This window comes from Cytobacillus oceanisediminis (assembly GCF_022811925.1).
GTDB lineage: Bacteria > Bacillota > Bacilli > Bacillales > Cytobacillaceae > Cytobacillus > Cytobacillus oceanisediminis_D.
In genome coordinates, this window is record NZ_CP065511.1 from 2,128,140 (window position 1) to 2,152,614 (window position 24,475).

Annotated in this window: 21 protein-coding genes; all 21 read left to right on the top strand. The window is 43.0% G+C overall.

Annotated elements, in window-relative coordinates:
- Positions 1 to 16 precede the first annotated feature (16 nt).
- Complete coding sequence (asd, locus tag IRB79_RS10910; RefSeq protein ID WP_243508448.1) at positions 17 to 1,066, top strand: aspartate-semialdehyde dehydrogenase; 1,050 nt, start codon at positions 17 to 19, stop codon at positions 1,064 to 1,066.
- Positions 1,067 to 1,107: 41 nt separating this feature from the next.
- Complete coding sequence (dapG, locus tag IRB79_RS10915) at positions 1,108 to 2,352, top strand: aspartate kinase (RefSeq protein WP_243508449.1); 1,245 nt, start codon at positions 1,108 to 1,110, stop codon at positions 2,350 to 2,352.
- Positions 2,353 to 2,480: 128 nt separating this feature from the next.
- Positions 2,481 to 3,347 carry a 4-hydroxy-tetrahydrodipicolinate synthase gene (dapA, locus tag IRB79_RS10920; RefSeq protein ID WP_243508450.1) on the top strand — a complete coding sequence of 289 codons (867 nt, stop codon included), beginning with the start codon at positions 2,481 to 2,483 and terminating at the stop codon, positions 3,345 to 3,347.
- Between the two features lie 330 nt (positions 3,348 to 3,677).
- Positions 3,678 to 5,345: a ribonuclease J gene (locus IRB79_RS10925; protein WP_243508451.1), complete on the top strand. Its 1,668-nt coding sequence runs from the start codon at positions 3,678 to 3,680 to the stop codon at positions 5,343 to 5,345.
- Positions 5,346 to 5,484: 139 nt separating this feature from the next.
- Entirely contained in the window at positions 5,485 to 6,225 is a 741-nt protein-coding gene (locus IRB79_RS10930; protein WP_243509347.1) for a ClpP family protease, read from the top strand.
- A complete protein-coding gene (locus tag IRB79_RS10935) occupies positions 6,222 to 6,443 on the top strand; it encodes a YlzJ-like family protein (protein WP_009330685.1) in 222 nt (73 codons plus the stop codon). The genes IRB79_RS10930 and IRB79_RS10935 overlap by 4 nt, the downstream gene beginning before the upstream one ends.
- 164 nt (positions 6,444 to 6,607) lie before the next feature.
- Positions 6,608 to 8,947, top strand: coding sequence for a DNA translocase FtsK (locus IRB79_RS10940; protein WP_243508452.1), 2,340 nt, complete (start codon positions 6,608 to 6,610; stop codon positions 8,945 to 8,947).
- Positions 8,948 to 9,375: 428 nt separating this feature from the next.
- Positions 9,376 to 10,101 carry a GntR family transcriptional regulator gene (locus IRB79_RS10945; RefSeq protein WP_113881995.1) on the top strand — a complete coding sequence of 242 codons (726 nt, stop codon included), beginning with the start codon at positions 9,376 to 9,378 and terminating at the stop codon, positions 10,099 to 10,101.
- 73 nt (positions 10,102 to 10,174) lie between these two features.
- A complete protein-coding gene (locus IRB79_RS10950; RefSeq protein WP_243508453.1) occupies positions 10,175 to 11,281 on the top strand; it encodes a BMP family lipoprotein in 1,107 nt (368 codons plus the stop codon).
- Positions 11,282 to 11,518: 237 nt separating this feature from the next.
- Complete coding sequence (locus IRB79_RS10955) at positions 11,519 to 13,054, top strand: ABC transporter ATP-binding protein (RefSeq protein ID WP_243508454.1); 1,536 nt, start codon at positions 11,519 to 11,521, stop codon at positions 13,052 to 13,054.
- Positions 13,047 to 14,093 (top strand): ABC transporter permease, encoded by a 1,047-nt coding sequence (locus tag IRB79_RS10960; protein WP_206836555.1) that lies wholly within the window; start codon positions 13,047 to 13,049, stop codon positions 14,091 to 14,093. Before IRB79_RS10955 ends, IRB79_RS10960 begins: the two co-directional genes overlap by 8 nt.
- Complete coding sequence (locus IRB79_RS10965) at positions 14,094 to 15,053, top strand: ABC transporter permease (RefSeq protein WP_243508455.1); 960 nt, start codon at positions 14,094 to 14,096, stop codon at positions 15,051 to 15,053.
- A gap of 323 nt (positions 15,054 to 15,376) precedes the next feature.
- Positions 15,377 to 16,657: an EF-P 5-aminopentanol modification-associated protein YfmF gene (gene yfmF, locus IRB79_RS10970; RefSeq protein ID WP_243508456.1), complete on the top strand. Its 1,281-nt coding sequence runs from the start codon at positions 15,377 to 15,379 to the stop codon at positions 16,655 to 16,657.
- Positions 16,657 to 17,946 (top strand): EF-P 5-aminopentanol modification-associated protein YfmH, encoded by a 1,290-nt coding sequence (gene yfmH / locus IRB79_RS10975; protein WP_243508457.1) that lies wholly within the window; start codon positions 16,657 to 16,659, stop codon positions 17,944 to 17,946. Before yfmF ends, yfmH begins: the two co-directional genes overlap by 1 nt.
- A gap of 60 nt (positions 17,947 to 18,006) precedes the next feature.
- Complete coding sequence (gene ymfI / locus IRB79_RS10980; RefSeq protein WP_243508458.1) at positions 18,007 to 18,729, top strand: elongation factor P 5-aminopentanone reductase; 723 nt, start codon at positions 18,007 to 18,009, stop codon at positions 18,727 to 18,729.
- A gap of 116 nt (positions 18,730 to 18,845) precedes the next feature.
- Positions 18,846 to 19,103, top strand: a complete 258-nt coding sequence (locus IRB79_RS10985; protein WP_206836571.1) for a DUF3243 domain-containing protein — start codon at positions 18,846 to 18,848, stop codon at positions 19,101 to 19,103.
- Positions 19,104 to 19,335: 232 nt separating this feature from the next.
- A complete protein-coding gene (locus IRB79_RS10990; protein WP_243508459.1) occupies positions 19,336 to 20,127 on the top strand; it encodes a YmfK family protein in 792 nt (263 codons plus the stop codon).
- Between the two features lie 21 nt (positions 20,128 to 20,148).
- Positions 20,149 to 21,069, top strand: coding sequence for a helix-turn-helix domain-containing protein (locus tag IRB79_RS10995; protein WP_243508460.1), 921 nt, complete (start codon positions 20,149 to 20,151; stop codon positions 21,067 to 21,069).
- 120 nt (positions 21,070 to 21,189) lie between these two features.
- Positions 21,190 to 21,768, top strand: coding sequence for a CDP-diacylglycerol--glycerol-3-phosphate 3-phosphatidyltransferase (gene pgsA, locus IRB79_RS11000; protein WP_243508461.1), 579 nt, complete (start codon positions 21,190 to 21,192; stop codon positions 21,766 to 21,768).
- Between the two features lie 26 nt (positions 21,769 to 21,794).
- Entirely contained in the window at positions 21,795 to 23,045 is a 1,251-nt protein-coding gene (locus tag IRB79_RS11005) for a competence/damage-inducible protein A (protein WP_243508462.1), read from the top strand.
- A gap of 270 nt (positions 23,046 to 23,315) precedes the next feature.
- Complete coding sequence (gene recA, locus IRB79_RS11010) at positions 23,316 to 24,356, top strand: recombinase RecA (RefSeq protein WP_206836583.1); 1,041 nt, start codon at positions 23,316 to 23,318, stop codon at positions 24,354 to 24,356.
- The last annotated feature ends 119 nt before the right edge of the window (positions 24,357 to 24,475 follow it).

Here is a 24,475-nt window from a genome sequence, read left to right on the forward strand (position 1 = left end):
GAAGGGGAAAAGAAATTTGGAACAGAAAAAAGGATTTCATGTCGCGGTAGTTGGAGCAACTGGTGCAGTTGGCCAGCAAATGATCCAAACACTTGAAAATAGAGATTTTCCGATCTCTGAATTAACACTTTTATCATCAGCCCGTTCTGCAGGCTCGAAGGTAGCGTTCAAGGGCCAGGAGTATACGGTTCAGGAAGCAAAGCCAGAGAGCTTTAAAGGCGTGGACATCGCATTATTCAGTGCCGGCGGAAGCGTATCCCAGGAACTTGCTCCTCATGCGGTTGAACATGGTGCCATTGTGGTAGACAACACAAGTGCATTCCGTATGGATCCAAATGTGCCTCTTGTCGTACCTGAAGTAAATGAAGACGACCTTCATACGCATAATGGCATTATCGCCAATCCAAACTGTTCTACGATTCAAATGGTAGTTGCGCTAAAGCCGGTTAAAGAAAAATACGGTTTGAAAAAAGTAATTGTTTCTACTTACCAGGCTGTTTCAGGTTCAGGAGCAGCTGCAGTTCAAGAGCTGAATGAGCAGACAAAAGCCATTATAAATAATGAAGACTATGAGCCTGCAATTCTTCCTGTTAAGAGCGATAAAAAACACTATCAGATTGCTTTCAATGCGATTCCGCAAATTGATAAGTTTCAGGATAATGGCTACACTTTTGAAGAAATGAAAATGATCAATGAGACAAAGAAAATCATGCATATGTCCGATTTGCAAGTGGCTGCTACATGTGTGCGTCTCCCAGTGGCAACTGGACACTCAGAGTCCCTTTATTTTGAAGTGGAAACAGACAGCGTTACTGCAAATGAAATAAAGAGTCTTCTTGAAAATGCACCAGGTGTTGTCCTGCAGGATGATCCGGATAACCAGATTTACCCGATGCCTGCTGATTGTGTCGGTAAAAATGATGTGTTTGTCGGCCGTATCCGCAAAGATTTGGATGAGGATAAAGGCTTCCATATGTGGGTGGTTTCTGATAATCTTCTTAAAGGGGCAGCATGGAATTCCGTGCAGATCGCCGAAAGCTTAATTAAACTTGGGATAGTGAAATAGTTAACGTATTCTCTTCATGTTGAGAGGTTAGAGGTGTTTTAATGAATATCATCGTTCAAAAATATGGAGGCACATCAGTCCGCGATGAAAATAGCCGCGGACATGCGCTTAAGCACATAAAAAAAGCGCTGGCTGATGGATATAAGGTTGCTGTCGTTGTTTCGGCGATGGGCCGAAAAGGCGATCCTTATGCAACAGATACACTGCTTTCGCTTGTAGAAGGCAATAACAGCAAGATCAGCAGACGCGAAACGGATCTGCTTTTATCCTGCGGTGAAGTTATCTCAAGTATCGTTTTTTCAAACATGCTAAATGAACATGGAATCACAGCAGCAGCTCTAACAGGGGCACAGGCAGGATTTAGAACAAATAATGATCATACAAATGCAAAAATTATCGATATGAAATGCGACAGACTTTTGAAAGAGCTTGAGAATCACGATGTTATCGTCGTCGCAGGATTTCAGGGTTCTTCTAAAACCGGTGATGTCACCACGATTGGAAGGGGCGGCAGTGATACCTCCGCAGCGGCACTTGGCGCAGCCTTAAATGCCGAGTGGATTGATATCTTTACTGATGTGGAAGGCATCATGACTGCTGATCCGCGCATTGCTGAAAACGCACGCCCATTATCAGTTGTCACTTATACGGAAGTATGCAATATGGCGTATCAGGGTGCTAAGGTGATTCACCCGCGTGCTGTCGAAATTGCCATGCAGGCCAAGATTCCGATCCGAATCCGCTCAACATACTCCGACAGTCTCGGAACGCTTGTCACAACATTGAATAAGAACAGACGCGGAACAGATATTAAAGAGCGCTCGGTAACTGGAATTGCCCACGTATCCAACGTGACACAAATAAAGGTTCTTGCGAAGAAAGACCAATATGATCTTCAGTCAGAGGTCTTTAAAGCCATGGCAAACCAGGGGATCAGCGTTGACTTTATCAATATATATCCAAATGGCGTCAACTACACCGTTACGGAAGAAATGACGGATAAAGCGATTAGTATTCTAAAGGGCCTGGGTCACGATCCGCTGGTTGAAAGAGAGTGCGCAAAGGTTTCGGTTGTCGGTGCAGGAATGCAGGGTGTACCCGGCGTGGCTTCACGAATCGTGACGGCATTGTCCGAGCAGGGAATTCGCATCTTGCAATCTGCAGACAGCCATACAACAATATGGGTTCTGGTGAAGCAGGCAGATTTGGTAAAGTCTGTTAATGCATTGCACGATGCTTTTCGCCTGGAAGAAGATTTGGCAGAATATGAGAGAACAGACATTTAATCTTAGAAAAATATCATGTTTAAAAAAGGGGAAGAAAGCCCTTCAGCGGTTAACGACGGATTTGCATCCTATTCGGCAGATCCGCCCGTTTCTTCCCGGTCTTTTAAACATCTGCAAGGAGTGTAAACATGTTTCTATTTGGCCGAGTATCAACAGCAATGGTAACGCCATTCGATCATAAGGGACATATTGATTTCCCTAAAACGACACAGCTTATCAATCATCTTATTGAAAACGGTACAGATTCATTGGTCATTGCCGGAACTACCGGCGAGTCGCCAACACTGACAAAAGAGGAAAAGCTGGCATTATTCAAACACACAGTGAAAGTGGCTGACAAACGCGTGCCTGTTATTGCCGGCACTGGAAGCAATAATACGTATGAATCCATTGAATTAACGAAAAAAGCAGAGCAAATTGGTGTAGATGCCATCATGATCGTGGCACCTTATTACAATAAACCAAATCAGGAAGGGCTTTATCAGCATTTCAAGGCAATTGCGGAAAGCACAAGCCTCCCAGTAATGGTTTATAATATTCCGGGACGCTCTTCAGTCAATATTCTGCCTGAAACGATCATCCGCCTTTCGGAAATCTCAAACATCGCGGCAGTTAAAGAAGCAAGCGGAGATCTGAATGCAATGGCAAAAATCATTGCCAATACGGATGATGACTTCATGCTTTATAGCGGTGATGACGGGCTTACTCTTCCATGCATGGCAATTGGCGGAACTGGAATCGTATCTGTGGCTTCCCATGTGATTGGCAATGAAATGCAGGAAATGATCACAGCTTATCTGAATGGTGAAAATGAAAAGGCTGCAAAAATCCATCAAAAAATTCTTCCGATCATGGAAGGCCTTTTTGCTGCCCCAAGCCCTGTGCCTGTAAAAACAGCACTGCAGCTTAAAGGGCTCGATGTCGGATCCGTCCGTCTTCCAATGGTTCCGTTGACAGAACAGGAACGCAGCGCAGTTGCTTCCCTTTTTAAATAATTCCGAGCCTGCCAACCAGTGTTTTGCTGGTTGGTTTTTATTTTTGTTAACAAGTCGTCAGTCTTTTGTAAAAACGGTCACCATGGAGTTCGCATGAAGCCCAAAACCAAAAGCCGTAAGTGGAAATGGTCGTCATGGTGCTTCCAAGCAGCCTAAACCAGAGCCATGTATTTTCTTCAATGAAACCCTGTAAGCATACGAGAAGCCAAAAGTATCTGGCCCACTCCTATACGCCCCATGTATAAATTTGGTTGTCATGGTTTTATGACTTCAAGTATAATATGGATAACTGATCTTGATCGGCTGAACATGCATGGGAGGATACGTACATTGAAAAAGAGACAGAATGAAAGCATCAAGCTAGCAGCACTCGGAGGAGTCGGAGAACTTGGGAAGAATATGTATTTGGCAGAGGTGGACGAGGACATATATGTTATCGATGCCGGATTAATGTTCCCTGAAAATGAAATGCTCGGAATTGACATCGTGATACCGGATATTACATATTTAGTACAAAACAAGGAAAGAGTGAAAGGGATTTTTCTGACACATGGACATGAAGATCACATTGGCGGCCTGTCTTATGTGCTGACAAAGGTCAATGTACCTGTTTATGGAACAAAGCTGACTCTGGCGCTGGCAAAAGCCAAAATGAAGGAACAGGAATACAAAGGCAAAGCGCAGTTTATTGAAATTAATTCAGACACCAAAGTGGAATTTGATTCGGCAGATGTAACTTTTTTCAGGACTGGCCATAGCATACCGGATAGTGTCGGGGTGGCTATCCATACATCCGAGGGTGCGATTGTGTATACAGGAGATTTCAAATTCGATCAGGCATCGACTGCCTTATACAAACCTGAAATCGGTAAAATGGCGCGCTTGGGGGAAGAGGGGATTCTTTGCCTTCTATCTGACAGTACAGAAGCAGAAAAGCCAGGCTACACCAACTCAGAATCGAAAGTGGCCAGAGAGATGACAGCTGCATTCTATGCTGCAAAGGGGAGAGTCATTGCTGCTTCATTTGCGTCTGACTTAATCCGTATACAGCATATTTTTGATGCTGCTATGGAAACGGGCAGGAAAGTGGCAGTGGTCGGGAGAAGTCTGCAAAAGATCTATGATATTGCCATGCAGCTTGGATATTTACAGGTAGGAGAAGATGTGATTATACCTGTCGCTGAAATCGGCAAATACAGTGATGACCAAATCGTTGTTCTTACGACAGGTACTCAGGGGGAGCCAATTGAGGCCCTTCAAAAAATGGCGAAGCAGTCTCACAGACAGGTGAATATAAAGAAGGGTGATACCGTTTTACTGGCGGCATCCCCTTTAAGAGGAACAGAGGTATTAATTTTTAAAACGATCGATATGCTGTTTAGGGCGGGTGCTGAAGTCATCCCTGGGAAGGGAACTTTTAATACCTCCAGCCATGGCAGCCAGGAAGAACTTAAATTTATGATTAATCTGATGAGCCCAAAATTCTTCATCCCGGTTCATGGGGAATACCGAATGCTGAAAGCGCATGCTAAAATTGCCAGGGACTGCGGATTATCAGGCGGACAAATTTTCATCCCGGATAAAGGCGATGTAGCAGAAATTAAGGATGGTGCAATCGTTCCCGGAGGAAAAATCCCTTCAGGAAATGTGCTGATTGATGGGATCGGTGTTGGCGACGTCGGAAATATCGTATTAAGGGACCGAAAGCTGCTATCGCAGGATGGAATCTTATTAGTGGTGGTCACTCTCAATAAAAAGGAAAAGAAAATTTCCGCTGGCCCTGAAATCATTACAAGAGGTTTTGTATATGTCAGGGAATCAGAAAAGCTTCTGGAAGAATCTGTAAAAATAGTAAGGGAAGCGGTAGAGCAGAACCTTGCCAGAGAATCCTTTGACTGGTCCGGCATTAAGCAGGATATGCGTGACAGCCTGAATCAGTATCTGTATGAAAAAACAAAACGCAGACCAATGATTCTTCCAATTCTTATGGAGGGATAACAAATAAAACACAGCCCGGCATTGAATGCCGGGCTGTGTTTTTTGCCCTCACTCTTCAGCAATAAAGCGCATGAAAAAGAATCCCGCGTTCATACTAACAATATATTGCTTGAAGGGAGAAATAAGGATGGAAAACGATATGAAAAATAACCGCAATGAGAGCGGGGAAGGGCAAGAACAGCCGAAAGAGGATAAACCATCTGCCCTTATGGAGAAGATTCAGCAGCTTGGACAGACGAATGTGCCGCAGCTGTCCCAGGATTCCAAAATTCATTGCTTGACCATTGTCGGACAAGTAGAAGGACATCTTCAGCTTCCGCCGCAAAATAAAACAACAAAATATGAACACTTAATTCCTCAAATTGTAGCGATTGAGCAAAACCCAAAAATAGAAGGTCTTTTGGTCATTTTGAATACAGTAGGCGGTGATGTGGAAGCCGGGCTGGCAATATCAGAAATGCTGGCATCTTTATCAAAGCCAACCGTCTCCATTGTCCTGGGAGGGGGCCATTCCATTGGTGTGCCTATTGCTGTGTCATGCGATTATTCATTTATTGCAGAGACGGCTACGATGACCATCCACCCAATCAGACTGACTGGCCTGGTAATCGGTGTGCCGCAAACGTTTGAGTATATGGATAAAATGCAGGATCGGGTAATTAATTTTGTAACAAAGCATTCAAATATCTCCGAACAGAAATTTAAAGACCTGATGTTTGATAAAGGCAACCTAACCAGGGATATTGGGACAAACGTGGTCGGCAGGGATGCTGTTGAATATGGCCTGATTGATGAAGTAGGCGGGGTAGGGCCTGCGCTGGCAAAGCTGAATGAGCTGATTGATATGAATAAACCCAAAGAAGAAGTGATGGTTCAATGATCCTATATACCATGATGCCACAGGAACTCATTTATCAAAATGAGCAGGATGATTTTGGAAAACAGAAAATTGTGTCATATGAAGGAATTCCCCTACTAGTTGAAATGAATGCAGGACAGGAATGCCGTATCTTAAGAATCATGAGCAGTGACCCTACCCATTATATGGATGAAAGATATACTCCCGGGTCCATGATCACTTTAACTCAGTTAAGCTGAGAAATACATTTAAAAAACAACTTAATTAAGAATCGATATGATATAATAAAAGTAACTTTAGAAGCAGCCAAAAAATGGCTGCTTCTTCTTTCATAGCAGACATGATGTATTACATAATGAGATTTTGATGATGCTGTTAATAAGAACAATGATAAGGTGATAAAATGGCCAAAAGAAAGAAAAGAAAATCTAAAAAAAACGAAACATTGAAACGGACAATGAAATTTGAACTTATTGCGCTGATCATACTGGCACTTGCTGTAATATCAATCGCTAAGCTTGGAGCGGTCGGCAAAGCAACCGTGCTTTTTTTCCGTTTCTTTATGGGAGAATGGTACATGCTCAGCCTGATAGGGTTAGTCATCTTTTCAGGTTACCTGATGTGGAAGAGGGCTCTTCCCTACCTATTCCACACTAAATTAATTGGTATTTATCTCATCATCAGCTCCCTGCTGCTGTTAAGCCATGTCACATTATTTCAGCTTCTCTCAAATGGAGGGAAATTTGATGATCCAAGTGTGATAGCCAATACATGGGAATTATTCAGGATGGAAGTCCGGGGAGAAACAAGCACAACCGATTTAGGCGGAGGAATGCTGGGGGCTATTTTTTTCGCACTGTTTTATTATCTTTTTGATGAGGCAGGTTCAAAGATTGTAGCCTTTTTATTAATTATTATCGGTTTTGTACTCATTACAGGAAAAACCTTCGGAGATGCTGCCGGAAAAATGATGGCCGCAATGCTGAATTTCTGCAAAAAACAATGGGCTGCTTTTATAGATGATATGAAAGAATGGAAACAAAAAAGCAGAGACAGACGAGAAGAAAGGCAGTCGAGAAGAGAAGAAGAACAGCAGGCTATCCAGCACGAAGAAGAATCTGAGACTGTTATAACCATCAATAATTCTGTTGAACCGGTATCTGAACCGGCGCCAGAACCGATTATTTCAAGCTTTGCCGAAAGAGCTTATCAGGAAGATCCTCGGGAAGCCGCTTCTAATCAGCCTCAGGAAGCAGCAGAGACTGAGCCGGAGGATGAGAATGCACCGCCAATTACGTTTACTGAAGTGGAAAACAAAGACTATGAGCTGCCGCCAATCAGACTTTTGAAATTGCCAAGGCAAACCGATCAAAGCGGTGAGTATGAGCTTATCCATGCGAATGCGGCTAAGCTCGAAAGAACATTTCAGAGTTTTGGGGTAAAAGCGAGAGTGACACAGGTTCATTTAGGACCGGCTGTTACAAAATATGAGGTACATCCCGATGTTGGGGTAAAGGTCAGCAAAATCGTTAGTCTGAATGATGATTTGGCATTGGCACTGGCAGCAAAGGATATACGGATAGAAGCACCAATCCCAGGTAAATCTGCCATTGGAATTGAGGTCCCTAATTCTGAAGTGGCCATGGTTTCTCTAAGGGAAGTTATTGAATCCAAGCAAAATGACAAACCTGACTCCAAGCTTCTGATCGGGCTTGGCCGTGATATCACCGGGGAAGCTGTCCTCGCAGAACTTAACAAAATGCCCCACCTACTTGTTGCCGGTGCGACAGGAAGCGGGAAGAGTGTGTGTATTAACGGAATTATTACCAGCATTTTGATGAGGGCAAAACCTCATGAAGTAAAATTAATGATGATCGACCCTAAAATGGTGGAATTGAATGTATATAATGGGGTGCCGCATTTGCTGGCGCCGGTTGTGACAAATCCGAAGAAAGCAGCTCAGGCGCTGCAAAAAGTCGTCAGTGAGATGGAAAGGCGCTATGAGCTTTTCTCCCATACTGGCACAAGAAATATCGAAGGCTACAATGAGTATGTAAAAAGGCATAATGCCGAAGAGAAAGCACAGCAGCCCCTTCTGCCTTACATTGTGGTCATAGTGGACGAGCTTGCAGATTTAATGATGGTAGCGTCCTCCGATGTCGAAGATGCAATCACGCGCCTTGCTCAAATGGCAAGGGCAGCAGGCATTCATTTAATCATCGCAACCCAGCGTCCGTCAGTAGACGTTATCACAGGTGTAATCAAAGCGAATATACCATCAAGGATTGCATTTGCCGTTTCATCCATGACGGATTCCAGAACCATTTTGGATATGGGCGGTGCGGAAAAACTACTTGGAAGAGGAGATATGCTCTTCCTGCCTGTAGGTGCTTCCAAGCCAGTCCGTGTACAGGGTGCCTTCCTGTCTGATGAAGAAGTCGAAGAGATAGTGGATTTCGTCATCGGTCAGCAGAAGGCACAATATCAGGAAGAGATGATTCCAGAGGATATCCCTGAAGCGGCAGGAGAAGTGGATGATGATCTTTATGAAGAAGCTGTTGAATTGATTCTGGAAATGCAGACTGCTTCTGTATCCATGCTTCAAAGGAGATTCAGGATCGGCTATACCAGGGCTGCAAGGCTGATTGACGAAATGGAAGCAAGGGGCATTGTCGGTCCATATGAAGGCAGCAAGCCAAGAGCTGTGCTGCAGGGCAAGCCTTCTGAAGAAGCAAGCTCCTAAATTTTATAAGCATGACACATTAAAAAATGGCCAGTCTTCAGACGGCCATTTTTTTATGCTTTTAGAAGATATATGCCTAAAAAATGACGGCAGCAAAAAAAGGTATGTAAATATGCCATACTACTAAAAACGCTTACATAAAATGAAAGAGGTATGGTACTTTCAACTCATCACAAAATAGGATTTTATGCCAGGTGCATTTTTCACCAAAAATCAAAATGTAATCGTTTTCAAAGTAGTATTATACCAGAAAAAAGGAATTGGTACAGAGGGATTCACAAACATTTTGTTCTTTTCACCTTTTTTCGACAAATTGATAAATTTCTATTTCTTTATTGGGTAAAAAGTGTTATAGTATTTTCGATTAGTAGGAATGATTGAACATCAGAGGTCTGATGTCTTGAGAACTGAAGTTGGAGGAACCCTGCATGTCTATTAAGTCAGATAACCGGCATTTATATTTGCAAGTCATCGATCGATTAAAACAAGACATTGAAGATGGAGTGTATAAAGAAAAAGAAAAACTTCCGTCCGAATTTGATCTTGCCAAACAGCTTGGTGTTAGCAGAGCTACACTGAGGGAGGCGTTGCGCATTCTTGAAGAAGAAAACGTAATTATCCGCCGTCACGGTGTAGGCACCTTTGTCAATGCAAAGCCGCTTTTTACATCAGGCATCGAACAGCTTAATAGTGTCACAAATATGATTTTGCAGGCAGGGATGAAGCCGGGAACCGTTTTCTTAAGTTCTGTAACTATGGGACCGACTGAAGATGATATCCGCAGATTCTCATGTTCGTTAGACCAGGAGATTGCCGTGATTGAGCGGGTAAGAACTGCAAATGGTGAACCGGTCGTTTATTGTGTGGATAAAGTTCCTGAGAATATTCTTCCGGACACATTTTCCCACGAACAAGAGTCGATCCTCAACATGCTTGAAGAAGAGGCAAACCGGAAAATCACCTATGCTGTTGCCCAAATCGAGCCTATTGGCTATCACGAGAAAATTTCTCCTATTCTGGAATGTGACCCGGAAACCGCATTGCTTGTATTGAAGCAGATGCATTTCGATGAAGCGGATACTCCGATTCTCTATTCGGTCAATTATTTCAGAGCTGATAAGTTCAGTTTCCATGTCCTCAGAAAGAGAATCTAGCTTTTGGGGGATACACGAAAACACAATCATTCATTCCGCTAATGCAAAATCAATTTCTTAGGGGGTACCAACCTTGAAAAAGCGTAAATTTGGATTGGCGCTATCTTTAGTTCTTGCTGCTGGAACGATTCTGGGTGCTTGCGGCAAAAGTGAAGAAAAAGGCGGAGAAACAGCTGGCGGAGACGAAAAAGAAAAAGCATTCTCTGTAGCGATGGTAACAGATGTCGGCGGTGTAGATGATAAATCATTTAACCAATCTGCCTGGGAAGGTTTACAGGCATTTGGTGAAGAAAATGGCCTTGAAAAAGGAAAAGGCGGATTTGACTATCTTCAATCACAGTCAGATGCTGACTATTCTACAAACCTTAATACATTAGCTCGTCAAGATTTTAATCTTGTTTTTGGTATCGGCTTCCTAATGGAAGGTGCGATCAATGAGATTGCTCAACAGCAAAAGGATGCGCATTTCGGTATCGTTGACGCGGTTGTCGATCAGCCAAACGTAGCAAGCATCATGTTCAAAGAGCAGGAAGCTGCATTCCTTGCAGGTGTTGCTGCAGCCAAAGCAACTAAAGAAAACAAAATTGGTTTCATCGGCGGTATGGAAATACCGGTTATCGAGCGTTTCGAATCTGGATTCCTAGCTGGTGTTCAAGCGGTAAACCCTGATATTAAAGTAGAAGTTCAATATGCTGGAGCATTTGATAAAGCTGAATTAGGTCAGACAATTGCTTCTAAAATGTACTCTTCTGGCGTAGACGTAATCTTCCACGCTGCTGGCGGAACAGGAAACGGTCTATTCAAGGAAGCTCGTGACCTTAAAAAGAAAGACCCGGCAAGAGAACTTTGGGCAATTGGTGTTGACTCAGACCAGACAGCTGAAGGTGTAGTTGAAATCGATGGCAAAGAGCACAATGTAATCCTTACATCTGCACTTAAGCGTGTAGACAATGCTGTTAAGGACCTTTCTACAAAGGCAAAAGACGGCAGCTTCCCTGGCGGAGAAACGACTACTTACGGATTGGCTGAAGACGGTGTAGGCCTTGCTCCTATCAATCCGGAAGTATCTGCAAAAGCAGAAATCGAAGGTGCAGTTAAAGAATGGCAGGAAAAGATCAAGAGTGGTGACCTGACTGTTCCATCTACAAAAGATGAACTGGCTTCTTTCTCAGCTGAATAATTAACTTACAAGGAATAAGCAGGTTGCACTGCGGCCTCTTATTCCTTTTTTAAAAAAATTAAAAGTTTAATTGAAGGACAGAAAGAATTCTGTATTTCACTTAGATTTTTAGTTCCTTTATATTTTACTATTCTTTAAAGGGAACTTGGCGTTTTGGCCAGGTTTTTCTAAGAATTGCCAAGGTCTGACCTCTTACTACTAATGATTTCCTTATATTTTGAGCAAGGAGTGAAACAAATGGATTATGTTATTGAAATGCTCAACATCCGCAAGGAGTTTCCTGGAATCGTAGCCAATGATAATATCACGCTTCAGCTGAAACCAGGTGAAATTCATGCGCTGCTTGGCGAAAACGGTGCGGGCAAATCAACATTGATGAACGTCCTTTTTGGCTTATATCAGCCTGAAAAGGGTGATATAAAAGTTAAAGGAAAACCGGTGCGCATCACCGATCCAAATATAGCAAACGACTTGGGCATCGGGATGGTTCACCAGCACTTTATGCTAGTAGACCGTTTCACCGTCACTGAAAATATTATTCTAGGAAAAGAAACGACTAAAAGCGGAAAAATAGATATTAAAAAAGCTGAGAAGGAAGTCAGGGAAATTTCCGAGCGATATGGACTTGCTGTAGACCCTCAGGCGAAAATTTCAGATATTTCTGTAGGTATGCAGCAGAGGGTGGAGATTTTAAAGACCCTGTATCGGGGAGCAGAAATCCTTATTTTTGATGAGCCTACAGCTGTTCTGACTCCACAGGAAATTAAAGAGCTTATTCAGATCATGAAAACCTTAATCCAGGAAGGCAAATCTATTATTTTAATCACCCACAAGCTGAAGGAAATTATGGAAGTTTGTGATCGTGTAACGGTTATCCGCAAAGGGGTAGGTATCGGTACGGTTAATGTCAGCGAAACGAACCCTAATGAACTTGCCAGCTTAATGGTGGGAAGGGAAGTTACTTTTAAAACGGATAAAACAGACTCGAAACCGCAGGAGCAAGTGCTTGAAATTCAGGATTTACATGTAAAAGATTCCCGAGGGCTTGGCGTGGTTAATAAACTTAACCTTAATGTACGGGCCGGGGAAATTGTCGGTATTGCCGGTGTAGACGGAAATGGACAGTCTGAGTTAATAGAAGCAATCACAGGCTTGAGGAAGTCTGAAAGCGGTTCAATTAAATTGAATGGCAAGGAAATTATGAATATGTCTCCGCGTAAGGTAACGGAGAAGGGGGTAGGGCATATCCCTCAGGACCGTCATAAGCATGGACTTGTCCTCGATTTTCCTATTGGAGAGAATATGGTTCTGCAAACCTATTACAAAGCTCCATTCTCTAAAAAAGGTGTTCTGAACTTTAAAGAAATCTACAGCAAAGCAAAAAAGCTGATTAAAGAATTCGATGTCAGAACCCCAAGTGAATATACACTTGCAAGGGCACTTTCTGGAGGTAACCAGCAGAAAGCCATAATCGGACGTGAAATTGACCGCAATCCAGATCTCCTGATCGCTGCTCAGCCGACACGCGGATTGGATGTTGGAGCGATTGAATACATTCACAAGCGTCTGATTGAACAGCGTGACCAGGGGAAAGCAGTGCTGCTTATTTCATTCGAATTGGAAGAAATTATGAATGTCAGCGACCGTATTGCTGTTATTTATGAGGGTGAAATTGTAGCAGTAGTTGACCCGAAACAAACAACTGAACAAGAATTAGGTTTATTGATGGCCGGTTCTAAACGGAAGGAAGCGGGTGGCGAAAACCATGTCTAATCGCATGAAGAATATTGTCGTACCTCTAGTTGCCGTTCTGCTAGGTGTATTAGTAGGTACAATCATTATGATAGCAACAGGGTATAATGCCGGATCTGCATTTATTGCCCTATGGAACGGTGCTTTCGGAGAAATCTACTACACTGGTGAAGTAGTCAGACAGGTGACTCCATATATTCTTGCCGGTTTGGCAGTTGCATTTGCTTTCCGTACAGGCTTATTTAACATCGGAGTTGAAGGACAGCTGATCGTCGGATGGCTCGCAGCTGTTTGGGTAGGAGTTGCATTTGAACTTCCAAAGTTCATCCATCTGCCGCTCGCTGTTCTTGCAGCTGCAGCAGCGGGTGCGCTATGGGCATTCATTCCAGGACTGCTGAAAGCCAAGTTTAAAGTTCATGAAGTAATTGTCACGATCATGATGAACTATGTGGCATTGCATGTAACGAACTATATAATCCGTACGGTTCTTTCAGAAAAAAGTGACCGTACTGAGATGATTGCAGACTCTGCATCACTGCGTTCCCCATTTCTTGAGGGATTAACTGATTATTCTCGTCTGCACTGGGGAATTTTAATTGCTTTAGCTTGTGTGTTTATTATGTGGTTCCTATTAGAAAAAACATCAAAGGGATACGAATTGCGCGCTGTAGGCTTTAATCAGCATGCATCTGAATATGCAGGCATGAGCGTCAGTAAAAACATAATTCTTTCAATGGTCATCTCAGGAGCATTTGCTGGTCTTGCAGGTGCGATGGAAGCTTTGGGTACATTCGGATACGCTGCCATCAAGGGCGGTTTTACCGGTGTAGGATTTGACGGGATCGCAGTTGCACTTCTAGGCGGTAACGGTCCAATCGGAATTATTTTTGCAGCATTGCTATTCGGAAGCTTGAAGGTCGGCGCCTTAAACATGCCGCTTGAAGCTGGAGTCCCAAATGAACTGGTAGATATTATCATTGCTCTTATTGTGTTCTTTGTTGCAGCAAGCTATATGATTCGCATCTTTATTGACCGTATCAGCAAAAAGGGGGTGAAGTAAGTGGGCTTAATGGAGATCCTATTAATTATTATTCCATCAACTTTGCTTTGGGCAGCCCCGCTTATTTTCACTGGATTGGGCGGAAACTTTTCAGAAAGCTCCGGTGTTGTAAATATCGGTTTAGAAGGCTTGATGGTAATTGGAGCATTCACTGCCATTGTCTTTAACCTTACGTTCGTAGATGTATTTGGCAGCATGACGCCATGGGTAGCATTACTCGCAGCTATGGTTGTCGGAGCGCTTTTATCCATCCTGCATGCTGTTGCTTCTATTACGTTTAGAGCAGACCAGGTAGTCTCCGGTGTTGCGATTAACCTTCTGGCAATTGGAGCTGCACTGTTCCTGGTTAAATTCATTTATGGGAAAGGCCAGACGGATATCATTCAAAAAGGTTTCAGCAAGGTGGATATACCATTTTTAAGCGATTTACCTTTAATCGGAAAACTTTTTTTCTCAAACACATACTATACTTCATTTGCAGCGATTGCCGTTGCATTTCTTGCCTGGTTTGTGATGTTTAAAACTCCATTCGGACTAAGGCTGAGGGCGGTTGGTGAACACCCAATGGCTGCCGATACAATGGGTATTAATGTTACCAGAATGAGATACATTGGGGTATTAATCTCCGGTGCCCTAGCAGGAATTGGCGGCGGTGTGTATGCGCAATCCATTTCTTCAGATTTCGGCCATGCAACGATCAGCGGCCAGGGCTTTATGGCATTGGCAGCATTGATCTTTGGTAAATGGCATCCGCTTGGTGTTATGGGTGCGGCTTTATTCTTTGGATTTGCGCAAAGCTTGAGTATCATTGGCTCAAGCCTTCCATTCCTGGAGAATATTCCAAATGTATATCTTCTCATTGCACCATATGTTTTAACGATTCTGGCATTAACTGGTTTCATAGGACGCGCTGATGCTCCAAAAGCATCTGGTACTCCATATATAAAAGGAAAACGCTAAACAGCAAAGCCTCATTTCATTTAGAAATGGGGCTTTTTATTGCTCATTGAAATCCTGTCTTCTTGTCTTTTGTTCCTCATTTGGAGATATGCAGTTAATCCGCAAGCATTCATCGGCATAACTTCCCGATTTTCTTATATATAACCTTCCATTACAGCCAATAACTTGAAATAAAGAAATAGGGCAAGGTATAGTAAGAATATGATTTAATACAAAGGATATTATAGAAGATAGCAGCAAAGTGCTTACATATAGGGGATGTTCCCTATTCTTCATATTGACCGTACTTTGGACTCATCAATCTACCGACAGGAGGAAAAGAAATGGCTGTAATCTCTGAATCCGTAAAAGCCATGAATGGCTATAAGCTTCATGTAGTTAAAACAGAGAAATATAAAACCAATACACTGGTTTGGAAAATGAAAGCCCCGCTTGAAAAGGATACTGTTACATTAAGATCTTTATTGCCGCATGTCCTGCAAAGCAGCAGTTCGTCTTACCCTGCAACCGGAAAGCTACGCTCTTATCTTGATGAACTATATGGTGCAACTCTTTTTGTGGATTTGGCGAAAAAGGGCGAGTATCATGTCATTACCATTTCAGTTGAAATTGCGAATGAGCAGTTTCTTTCAGACCCGACTCCTCTATTGAAAAAAGCGTTCCAATTTTTATCGGAGATCCTGACTAAGCCAAATGTGCAAGGCGGTGCTTTTGACCAGGATACGGTTGAAAAAGAGAAAAGGACGCTGAAACAGCGAATTCAATCCGTTTATGATGATAAAATGCGCTATTCCAATTTCCGGCTGGTACAGGAAATGTGCAAAGATGAGCCTTATGCGCTGCATGTGAATGGTGAGAAAGAAGATGTGGACAAAATTACGCCTGATAGCCTTTATGAATATTATCAGCAGGCAATGGCGCAGGATGAGCTTGATTTATATGTTATAGGTGATGTGGATGAGGCGGATGCCGAATCCTACGCAGGTGAACTTTTATCTTTTGAGGAAAGAACACCTCAGACAGCGCCGGCATCTGCAGGAAGGGCCAAGGAATCTGTTAATGAAGTCAGGGAAGAACAGGATGTGAAGCAGGGGAAACTTAATATCGGCTACCGGACAAATGTCGTTTACGGAGATCCTGATTATTATGCCCTTCAGGTATTCAATGGAATTTTCGGAGGTTTTTCTCACTCAAAATTGTTCTTGAATGTCCGCGAAAAAGCCAGTCTCGCATACTATGTAGCCAGCCGCCTTGAAAGCCATAAAGGCTTAATGATGGTTATGTCGGGAATCGATAACAGTAATTATGACCAGGCAGTGAATATTATTAAAGAACAGCTGGAAGCCATGAAAAACGGGGACTTTACGGAACAGGAAATGGAGCAGACCAAAGCAGTCATAAAAAATCAGCTTCTGGAGACTGTTGATACAGCCCGCGGGATTGTCGAAGTCCTCTATCATAATGTTGTGTCAGGCAAAGAAATTACGCTTCAAACCTGGATGGATGAAATGGATAAGGTAACTAAAGAGGAGATTGCCGAAACAGCTAAGAAGGTCAGTTTGGATACAGTGTATTTCCTGACAGGAAAGGAGGCGGGCAAGTAATGGAAAAAATCACTTTTGACCAGCTTCAGGAAGAGCTGTATTATGAAAGCCTCGAAAATGGGCTGGATGTATATATTTTGCCGAAAAAGGGTTTTAACAAGACCTATGCCACGTTTACAACGAAATATGGTTCGATCGACAATCATTTCCTGCCCCCTGGAAAAGGTGAATTTGTAAAAGTTCCAGATGGGATTGCCCATTTTTTGGAGCACAAGCTTTTTGAAAAAGAAGATGGCGATGTATTCCAGCAATTCAGCAAGCAGGGAGCATCAGCTAATGCCTTTACTTCTTTTACAAGGACGGCTTATTTATTCTCCAGCACATCCAATGTAGAGTTGAACCTTGAGACGCTGATTGATTTTGTGCAGGATCCTTATTTTACAGAAAAGACTGTTGAAAAAGAGAAAGGCATCATCGGTCAGGAAATCACCATGTATGATGACAATCCTGACTGGCGCTTATATTTTGGCCTGATCGAAAATATGTACAAAAACCATCCGGTTAAAATCGATATCGCAGGTACGATCGAGTCCATTTCCCATATCACGAAAGATATGCTGTATGAATGCTATGAAACCTTCTACCATCCAAGCAACATGCTTCTGTTCATCGTCGGACCCGTTAATCCGGATCAGATTATGTCCCAGGTGAGGAATAATCAAAGCAAGAAGAATTATAAAGAGTTGCCGGAAATAAAACGCCAATTCGAAGAAGAGCCTGCTGAAGCGGCCGAAAAGAAAAAAGTTCTTGAGATGAATGTTCAGACATCAAAGTGCCTTGTTGGGATAAAGAGCAGTAATGCAAACCAGTCCGGCAAGGAAATGCTTAAAAATGAACTGAGTCTGAATGTGCTGCTGGATATCTTATTCGGTAAAAGCTCTGAGCACTACAGCTCACTGTATAATGCAGGATTAATTGATGACACGTTCTCTTTTGATTATACACAGGAAGAGGGCTTTGGTTTTGCCATGGTGGGCGGGGACACAAATGATCCTGACCGTTTGGCAGAAACATTGAAAAAGATGCTGCTGGATGCAAGGGAAAAGGGAGCTATTTCACAGGAAACACTTGATAGGACAAAGAAGAAGAAAATAGGCGCATTCCTGCGTGCCGTCAATTCACCTGAATATATAGCCAATCAATTTACCCGGTATGCTTTTAATGAGATGGATTTGTTTGATGTAGTGCCGACGCTTGAAAGCATTACGCTTGAGGATGTGGAAAATGCTGCTGGTAATTTGATAAGCGAAGAACGGTTTACGGTTTGTCAGGTTGTGCCTAAGAAATAAAAAGCTGTTTCAGCAGAGCGCCATAAAAAGGCGCTTTGCTTTTTTTGAGGAGTGTATGAAATGAGAAAATTTGCGTTAATAACTGGAGCGAGCGGAGGAATCGGCCAGGAAATCAGCATCAAACTGGCGGAGGAAGGCTATTCGCTTTATTTGCATTACAATCAAAACAAGCAGAGTATAAACAGTCTGCTGGACCGCCTGCAGACCTTTGACGGAGAATACATTCCGATCCAGGCTGACCTGTCTGTACAAGGCGGCTATAAAAAAATTATACCAAATATCTTTTCGCTTGATGCCATTATCCATAATAGCGGGTCAGCACAATATGGACTTCTTACGGAATTGCCGGAAAAGGAAACAGAGGCTCTGATGAATCTTCATGTGACCTCACCGCTCCTGCTGACCAAAGAGCTTCTGCCAAAACTTATTTCAAAGGGCAGCGGGAATGTCGTAGTTATTTCCTCTATATGGGGCCAGACGGGTGCAGCTTGTGAAGTTGCATACTCAGCAGCAAAGGGTGCTCAAATTGCTTTTGCAAAAGCTTTAAGCAAGGAAGTTGCCCTGAGCGGGGTGAGGGTTAATGCTGTTGCACCAGGTGCCGTCGAGACCGCCATGCTGAATGATTTTTCTGAAGAAGAGCTCGATGCCGTAAAAAGCGGCATTCCTATGGGCAGGCTTGCCTTGCCTGCTGACATTGCCAACTCCGTTTCCTTCCTTCTTTCAGAAAAGGCCTCCTATATTACCGGACAGGTTTTGGCTGTAAATGGCGGCTGGTATACGTAACTGCCAATCGTTCAAAGAAGTGTCACTTATTTTTTGGTTATGTCTATTAGTGCATGCATATTTTATTCAGCCCCTAAGCACAATATAATTGTACAACATTTAAAGGAGGCAAAATTATGTCTGTACTAGATAACTGGCAGCAGTGGAAAGATTTCCTTGGCGATCGTCTTCATCAGGGAATGGATCAGGGAATGAATAAGGAAACTGTAAATGACCTTGCTTTTCAAATCGGCGATTATTTAGCCAAGCAAGTGGAGCCAAAGAATGACCAGGAAAAAATCCTTGCTGATCTTTGGTCCGTAGCAAGTCCGGAAGAGCAGCATGCCATTGCAAATATAATGGTAAAGCTTGTTCAAAATGACGGTACTCACTAAGAATTTAATAGCAGTCAGCGAAAAGAGAGGATTTCCTCTCTTTTCGTTTTTCCCCCAAAAAGATTTCCTTCCCGGCCAAACGGTTTTTTTCTTTCATATTGGCAAAAAATCATATATTATAGAACCTAGATGAAAATTTAGGATAAGTTTAATAAAAATTTACATAACCAAAAGTTACATATACATATAAAATGCGCAAATAGGTGCGCATGATGCAGGAGGAGGTTTTCCGGTGGAGAAAACAGAATGGTATTTGGAATATGAAATCCAAAAGAATCGTCCCGGCTTGCTTGGTGACATTTCTTCCCTGCTGGGTATGCTTTCCATTAATATTGTGACGATCAATGGTGTGGATGAAGGCCGAAGAGGCTTGCTGATCTTGGCTAAGGACCACGAACAGATTGAACGCTTACAGTCTATTCTTAATACAATGGATACGATTAAAGTGATTAAGCTCCGGGAGCCTAAACTGAGAGACCGTCTTGCCGTGCGCCATGGAAGATACATTCAAAGGGATGCCGACGACAAGAAAACGTTCAGGTTTGTCAGGGATGAGCTGGGCCTCTTAGTAGATTTCATGGCCGAATTATTTAAACAGGAAGGGCACAAGCTAATAGGGATCAGGGGGATGCCAAGGGTTGGAAAGACAGAATCTATTGTCGCTTCCAGTGTCTGTGCTAACAAACGCTGGCTATTTGTTTCATCCACTCTGCTGAAGCAGACGATACGCAACCAGCTGATCGAGGATGAATACAATGAAAACAATTTGTTCATAATAGACGGAATTGTCTCAACCAGACGTGCAAACGAACGGCACTGGCAGCTCGTCCGGGAAATTATGCGCCTTCCTGCAGTAAAGGTTGTTGAGCATCCGGATATTTTTGTGCAAAACACTGAATACTCCCTTAATGATTTTGATTATATTATTGAGCTCCGTCATGATCCTGAGGAAGAGATTACTTATGATGTAGTAGAGAAAAACAATATGTTCTCTGAATCTGATTTTGGAGGCTTTGATTTTTAGTAAGTTGGAAGGTGTTGTAAATTGACAGAACTAGGCAATCGTTTAAAAGAAGCGCGGCTGGCTAAAGATATGAGCCTTGACGATCTGCAAAAGGTCACAAAAATACAAAAGCGCTATTTGATGGGAATTGAAGAGGGCGATTATAGCATGATGCCCGGAAAGTTTTATGTCAGGGCATTTATAAAGCAATATGCTGAAGCGGTTGGAATTGAGCCGGAAGAAATTTTCGAGCAGTATAAAAATGACATTCCGGCACAGGTGGATGATGATATTCCGGAAAAGCTATCCCGTGTTCAATCCAGAAAAGATCTTTCGGGCAGGACTTCAAAGGTATTCGATATTCTTCCAAAGGTACTCATTGGTGTCTTTATAATTGGTCTCATCGCGGTCCTTTATAATTTCCTGGGGGCCAAAGATCAGGCGGATAATGATGAAAAGCCATCAGATCGGACAGATGGACAGACGGTAATAGAAGAGTCTGAAAATCTTGCAGATAGTAAAAAAGAAGAAAATGATAAAGATGAATCAGCAGGTAAGAAAGAAGAATCTGCTGACAAAGAGTCTGCTGAGGATAATGCCGAGGATCAAGAAGCAGAGGAAGCGCCAAAGCAGGAGGTTGCTGTGGTGCAATCCAGCGGAAATGGAACGGTTTATGAATTGAAAAATGCGGACAAGTTTGAACTGGAAGTTGTGTCTACAGGAGAAACCTGGGTGAATATCAAAAACGGCAAAGGAAATTCCTTCTACCAGGGAATGCTGACAGCTGATGGCACGAAAAGCAAGAAGGTAGACTTTTCAAAGGAAACCGAAGCTTCCATTGTAGTCGGAAATTCGACTCAAACTGAAATCTATGTAAACGGCGAAAAAATTGAGTATAAGGTGCCGCCTTCACAATCTGTCAAGCAGGATATAACCATTAAGTACGCGCCGAAGACCGAATAGTCATCTTCTTTAGATGACTATTTTCGCTTTTTATGTAAAAATTATCAGTAAAAGGTTTGCTGCGAATGTTTGAGACCTTTTTTTGCAAGAAGCTTCATTTACTATACTTGGAGGTAAAACATGAATCTGCCAAATAAAATTACTGTGTCACGTATCATGCTGATACCAATATTTCTGCTCGTAATGCTTGTTCCTTTTTCCTGGGGAAATGTAGAGTTCCTTGGAGCGGAAATGCCGGTAACCCATCTGATTGGAGCTCTTATCTTTATCATTGCTTCAGTTACCGATTGGGTCGACGGCTACTTTGCCCGCAAATACAACCTGGTTACAAATCTGGGCAAGTTTCTTGATCCGCTTGCAGACAAGCTCCTGGTCTCTGCGGCATTGATTGTCCTGGTTGATCTTGGGCTGGCTCCATCCTGGATTGTGATTATTATCATCAGCCGTGAATTTGCCGTAACAGGTTTAAGGCTCGTTCTGGCGGGGGAAGGAGAAGTAGTCGCAGCGAATCAGCTTGGCAAAATCAAAACATGGGCTCAAATTGTAGCCATTTCTGCACTGCTTTTACATAATATTATTTTTGAAATGGTTTCAATTCCGTTTGATCTGATTGCCCTATGGGTTGCGATGTTCTTTACCATCTGGTCCGGCTGGGACTATTTTGCAAAAAACAAGCAGGCCTTCATTAACTCAAAGTAATTTTTTTGCCAGAAAGGGGCTTTTGAATGAATGCAGAAATTATAGCTGTCGGGTCTGAGCTTTTACTTGGACAAATCGTTAATACAAATGCCCGCTTTCTTTCCCGGCAGCTTGCTGAACTGGGCATTAATGTTTTTTACCATACAGTGGTTGGCGATAACCCTGAGCGCCTGAAGTCTGTGATCAAAATTGCGGAAGTTCGATCAGATCTGATCGTTTTCACTGGCGGGCTGGGGCCGACAAAGGATGATTTGACGAAAGAAACGATTGCCCGCCATCTTGGCAAAGAGCTTGTCATGGATGAACAGGCGCTTGAATCCATACAGCTGTATTTTAAACGGACCGACAGAGTGATGACTGAAAATAATAAAAAACAGGCTCTTGTACTTGAGGATGCACAAGTGCTACCTAACGAGCATGGAATGGCTCCTGGAATGATTTCCGATAATGGCGGGCATGTTTTTATGCTCCTCCCGGGACCGCCAAATGAAATGGAGCCTATGTTCCTGAAACATGCTTTTCCAGCCCTGCAATCCAAGCTGGGCACAGATGATGTGATTGTTTCCCGGGTATTGCACTTTTTCGGGATTGGAGAAGCCATGCTTGAAACTGAGATTGAAGATATTATCGATGCGCAGAGTAATCCAACGATTGCCCCGCTTGCCTCTGATGGGGAAGTCACGCTAAGGCTTACGGCAAAGCATAGCCAGCCTAACACTGCTATGATGCTGATGGATGAAACTGAAGCCAAGATCCTCGATCGTGTCGGTGAATTCTTCTATGGCTACGATGACACTTCCTTGATGCATGAGCTTACCAAGCTGATCAAGGAAAACAATATGACTATTTCTGCTGCTGAGAGTTTAACAGGCGGCATGTTCCAGCAGGAGTTTACATCTATTCCGGGAGCAGGCAGTCTTCTAAAAGGCGGAGTGGTTTGTTATACAAACGAAGTTAAGGCTGAAGTTTTAAAAGTCCGCAAAGAAACGATTGATAACGACGGGGTCGTCAGTGCTCAGTGTGCAGCAGAGCTTGCTGAGAATGTAGCCAGTCTGACTAACTCAGATATCGGGATCAGCTTCACAGGTGTTGCAGGTCCTGACGAACTGGAAGGCAACCCGGTGGGAACCGTATATATAGGCATCTGGATAAAAGGTAAGCTTGTCCAGACTGAAAAGCTGAACCTTGGGGGAACCAGGGCAGCAAACCGGGTCCGTACGGTAAAATACGGCTGCCATTTTCTTATAAAAGCATTAAAAGAAAGTCAGAGCGCCTAAAAGCGTTCTGATTTTTTAATAGCCTGAAAAATAGACAGAATTCTTATCGAAATGCCATTTCTTCTATTGATTCACACCTGAAAATTCCATTTTCCTCCGCATGAATTGATATTTTCGGGCAAAATGTCCCGGTGAAAAAAATCGAATGGATGTTCGACTTTTTGCTCGACAAATGCATTGAAAAGGTTTATAGTAGAGTTAGGTTTTGAGATGAGACAAAACGAATCTAATCAAAAGATAGATTCGTCTATATAAAAGGAGGAACTATTAGTGAGTGATCGTCAAGCAGCTCTTGAAATGGCGTTAAAACAAATAGAAAAGCAATTTGGTAAAGGTTCTATTATGAAGCTTGGTGAACAGACTGACCGCAAAATTTCCACTGCACCAAGCGGATCCCTTGCCCTTGATGCAGCTCTTGGGGTAGGCGGCTACCCAAGAGGACGTATTATTGAAATTTATGGACCTGAGAGCTCTGGTAAAACAACAGTAGCCCTGCATGCAATTGCAGAGGTTCAGGCAAGCGGCGGACAAGCTGCTTTTATCGATGCTGAACATGCTCTAGACCCTGTTTATGCACAAAAGCTTGGTGTAAATATTGACGAGCTTCTTCTTTCCCAGCCGGATACAGGTGAGCAGGCGCTTGAAATTGCAGAAGCTCTTGTTCGAAGCGGCGCTGTTGATATCCTGGTAATTGACTCTGTTGCAGCCCTTGTGCCAAAGGCTGAAATTGAAGGGGAAATGGGTGACTCCCATGTTGGTTTGCAGGCCCGCCTTATGTCCCAGGCACTTCGTAAACTATCTGGTGCAATCAACAAATCTAAAACCATTGCGATTTTCATTAACCAGATCCGTGAAAAAGTCGGAGTTATGTTCGGAAACCCTGAAACCACTCCTGGCGGACGCGCATTGAAATTCTATTCTTCTGTCCGTCTTGAAGTACGCCGTGCAGAAACCCTTAAGCAGGGCAATGAAATGGTTGGTAATAAGACAAAAATCAAAGTTGTCAAAAACAAAGTCGCTCCGCCATTCAGAGTAGCGGAAGTAGATATCATGTACGGTGAAGGAATCTCGAAGGAAGGCGAAATCATCGATCTTGGATCTGAACTGGATATTGTCCAAAAGAGCGGTTCATGGTACTCATTTAACGAAGAGCGCTTAGGCCAAGGCCGTGAAAACGCCAAAGTATTCCTAAAAGAAAACCCGGAAATCCGCCTCACTATCCAAAAACAAATCCGTGAACACTACGGACTTGACGAAGATAAAGTAATCAGCGGAGACGAAGAGCAGGAAGAATTCGAGCTTATCGATTAATACAAAGAAAAAGCAAAGCCCGGGCGGCTTTGCTTTTCTTATGGATAATTAGTGATTCACTAAGCATTTATTAATAGAGCCAAAACTTGCACAAAATTATTAAGAGTTCAAACCAATCG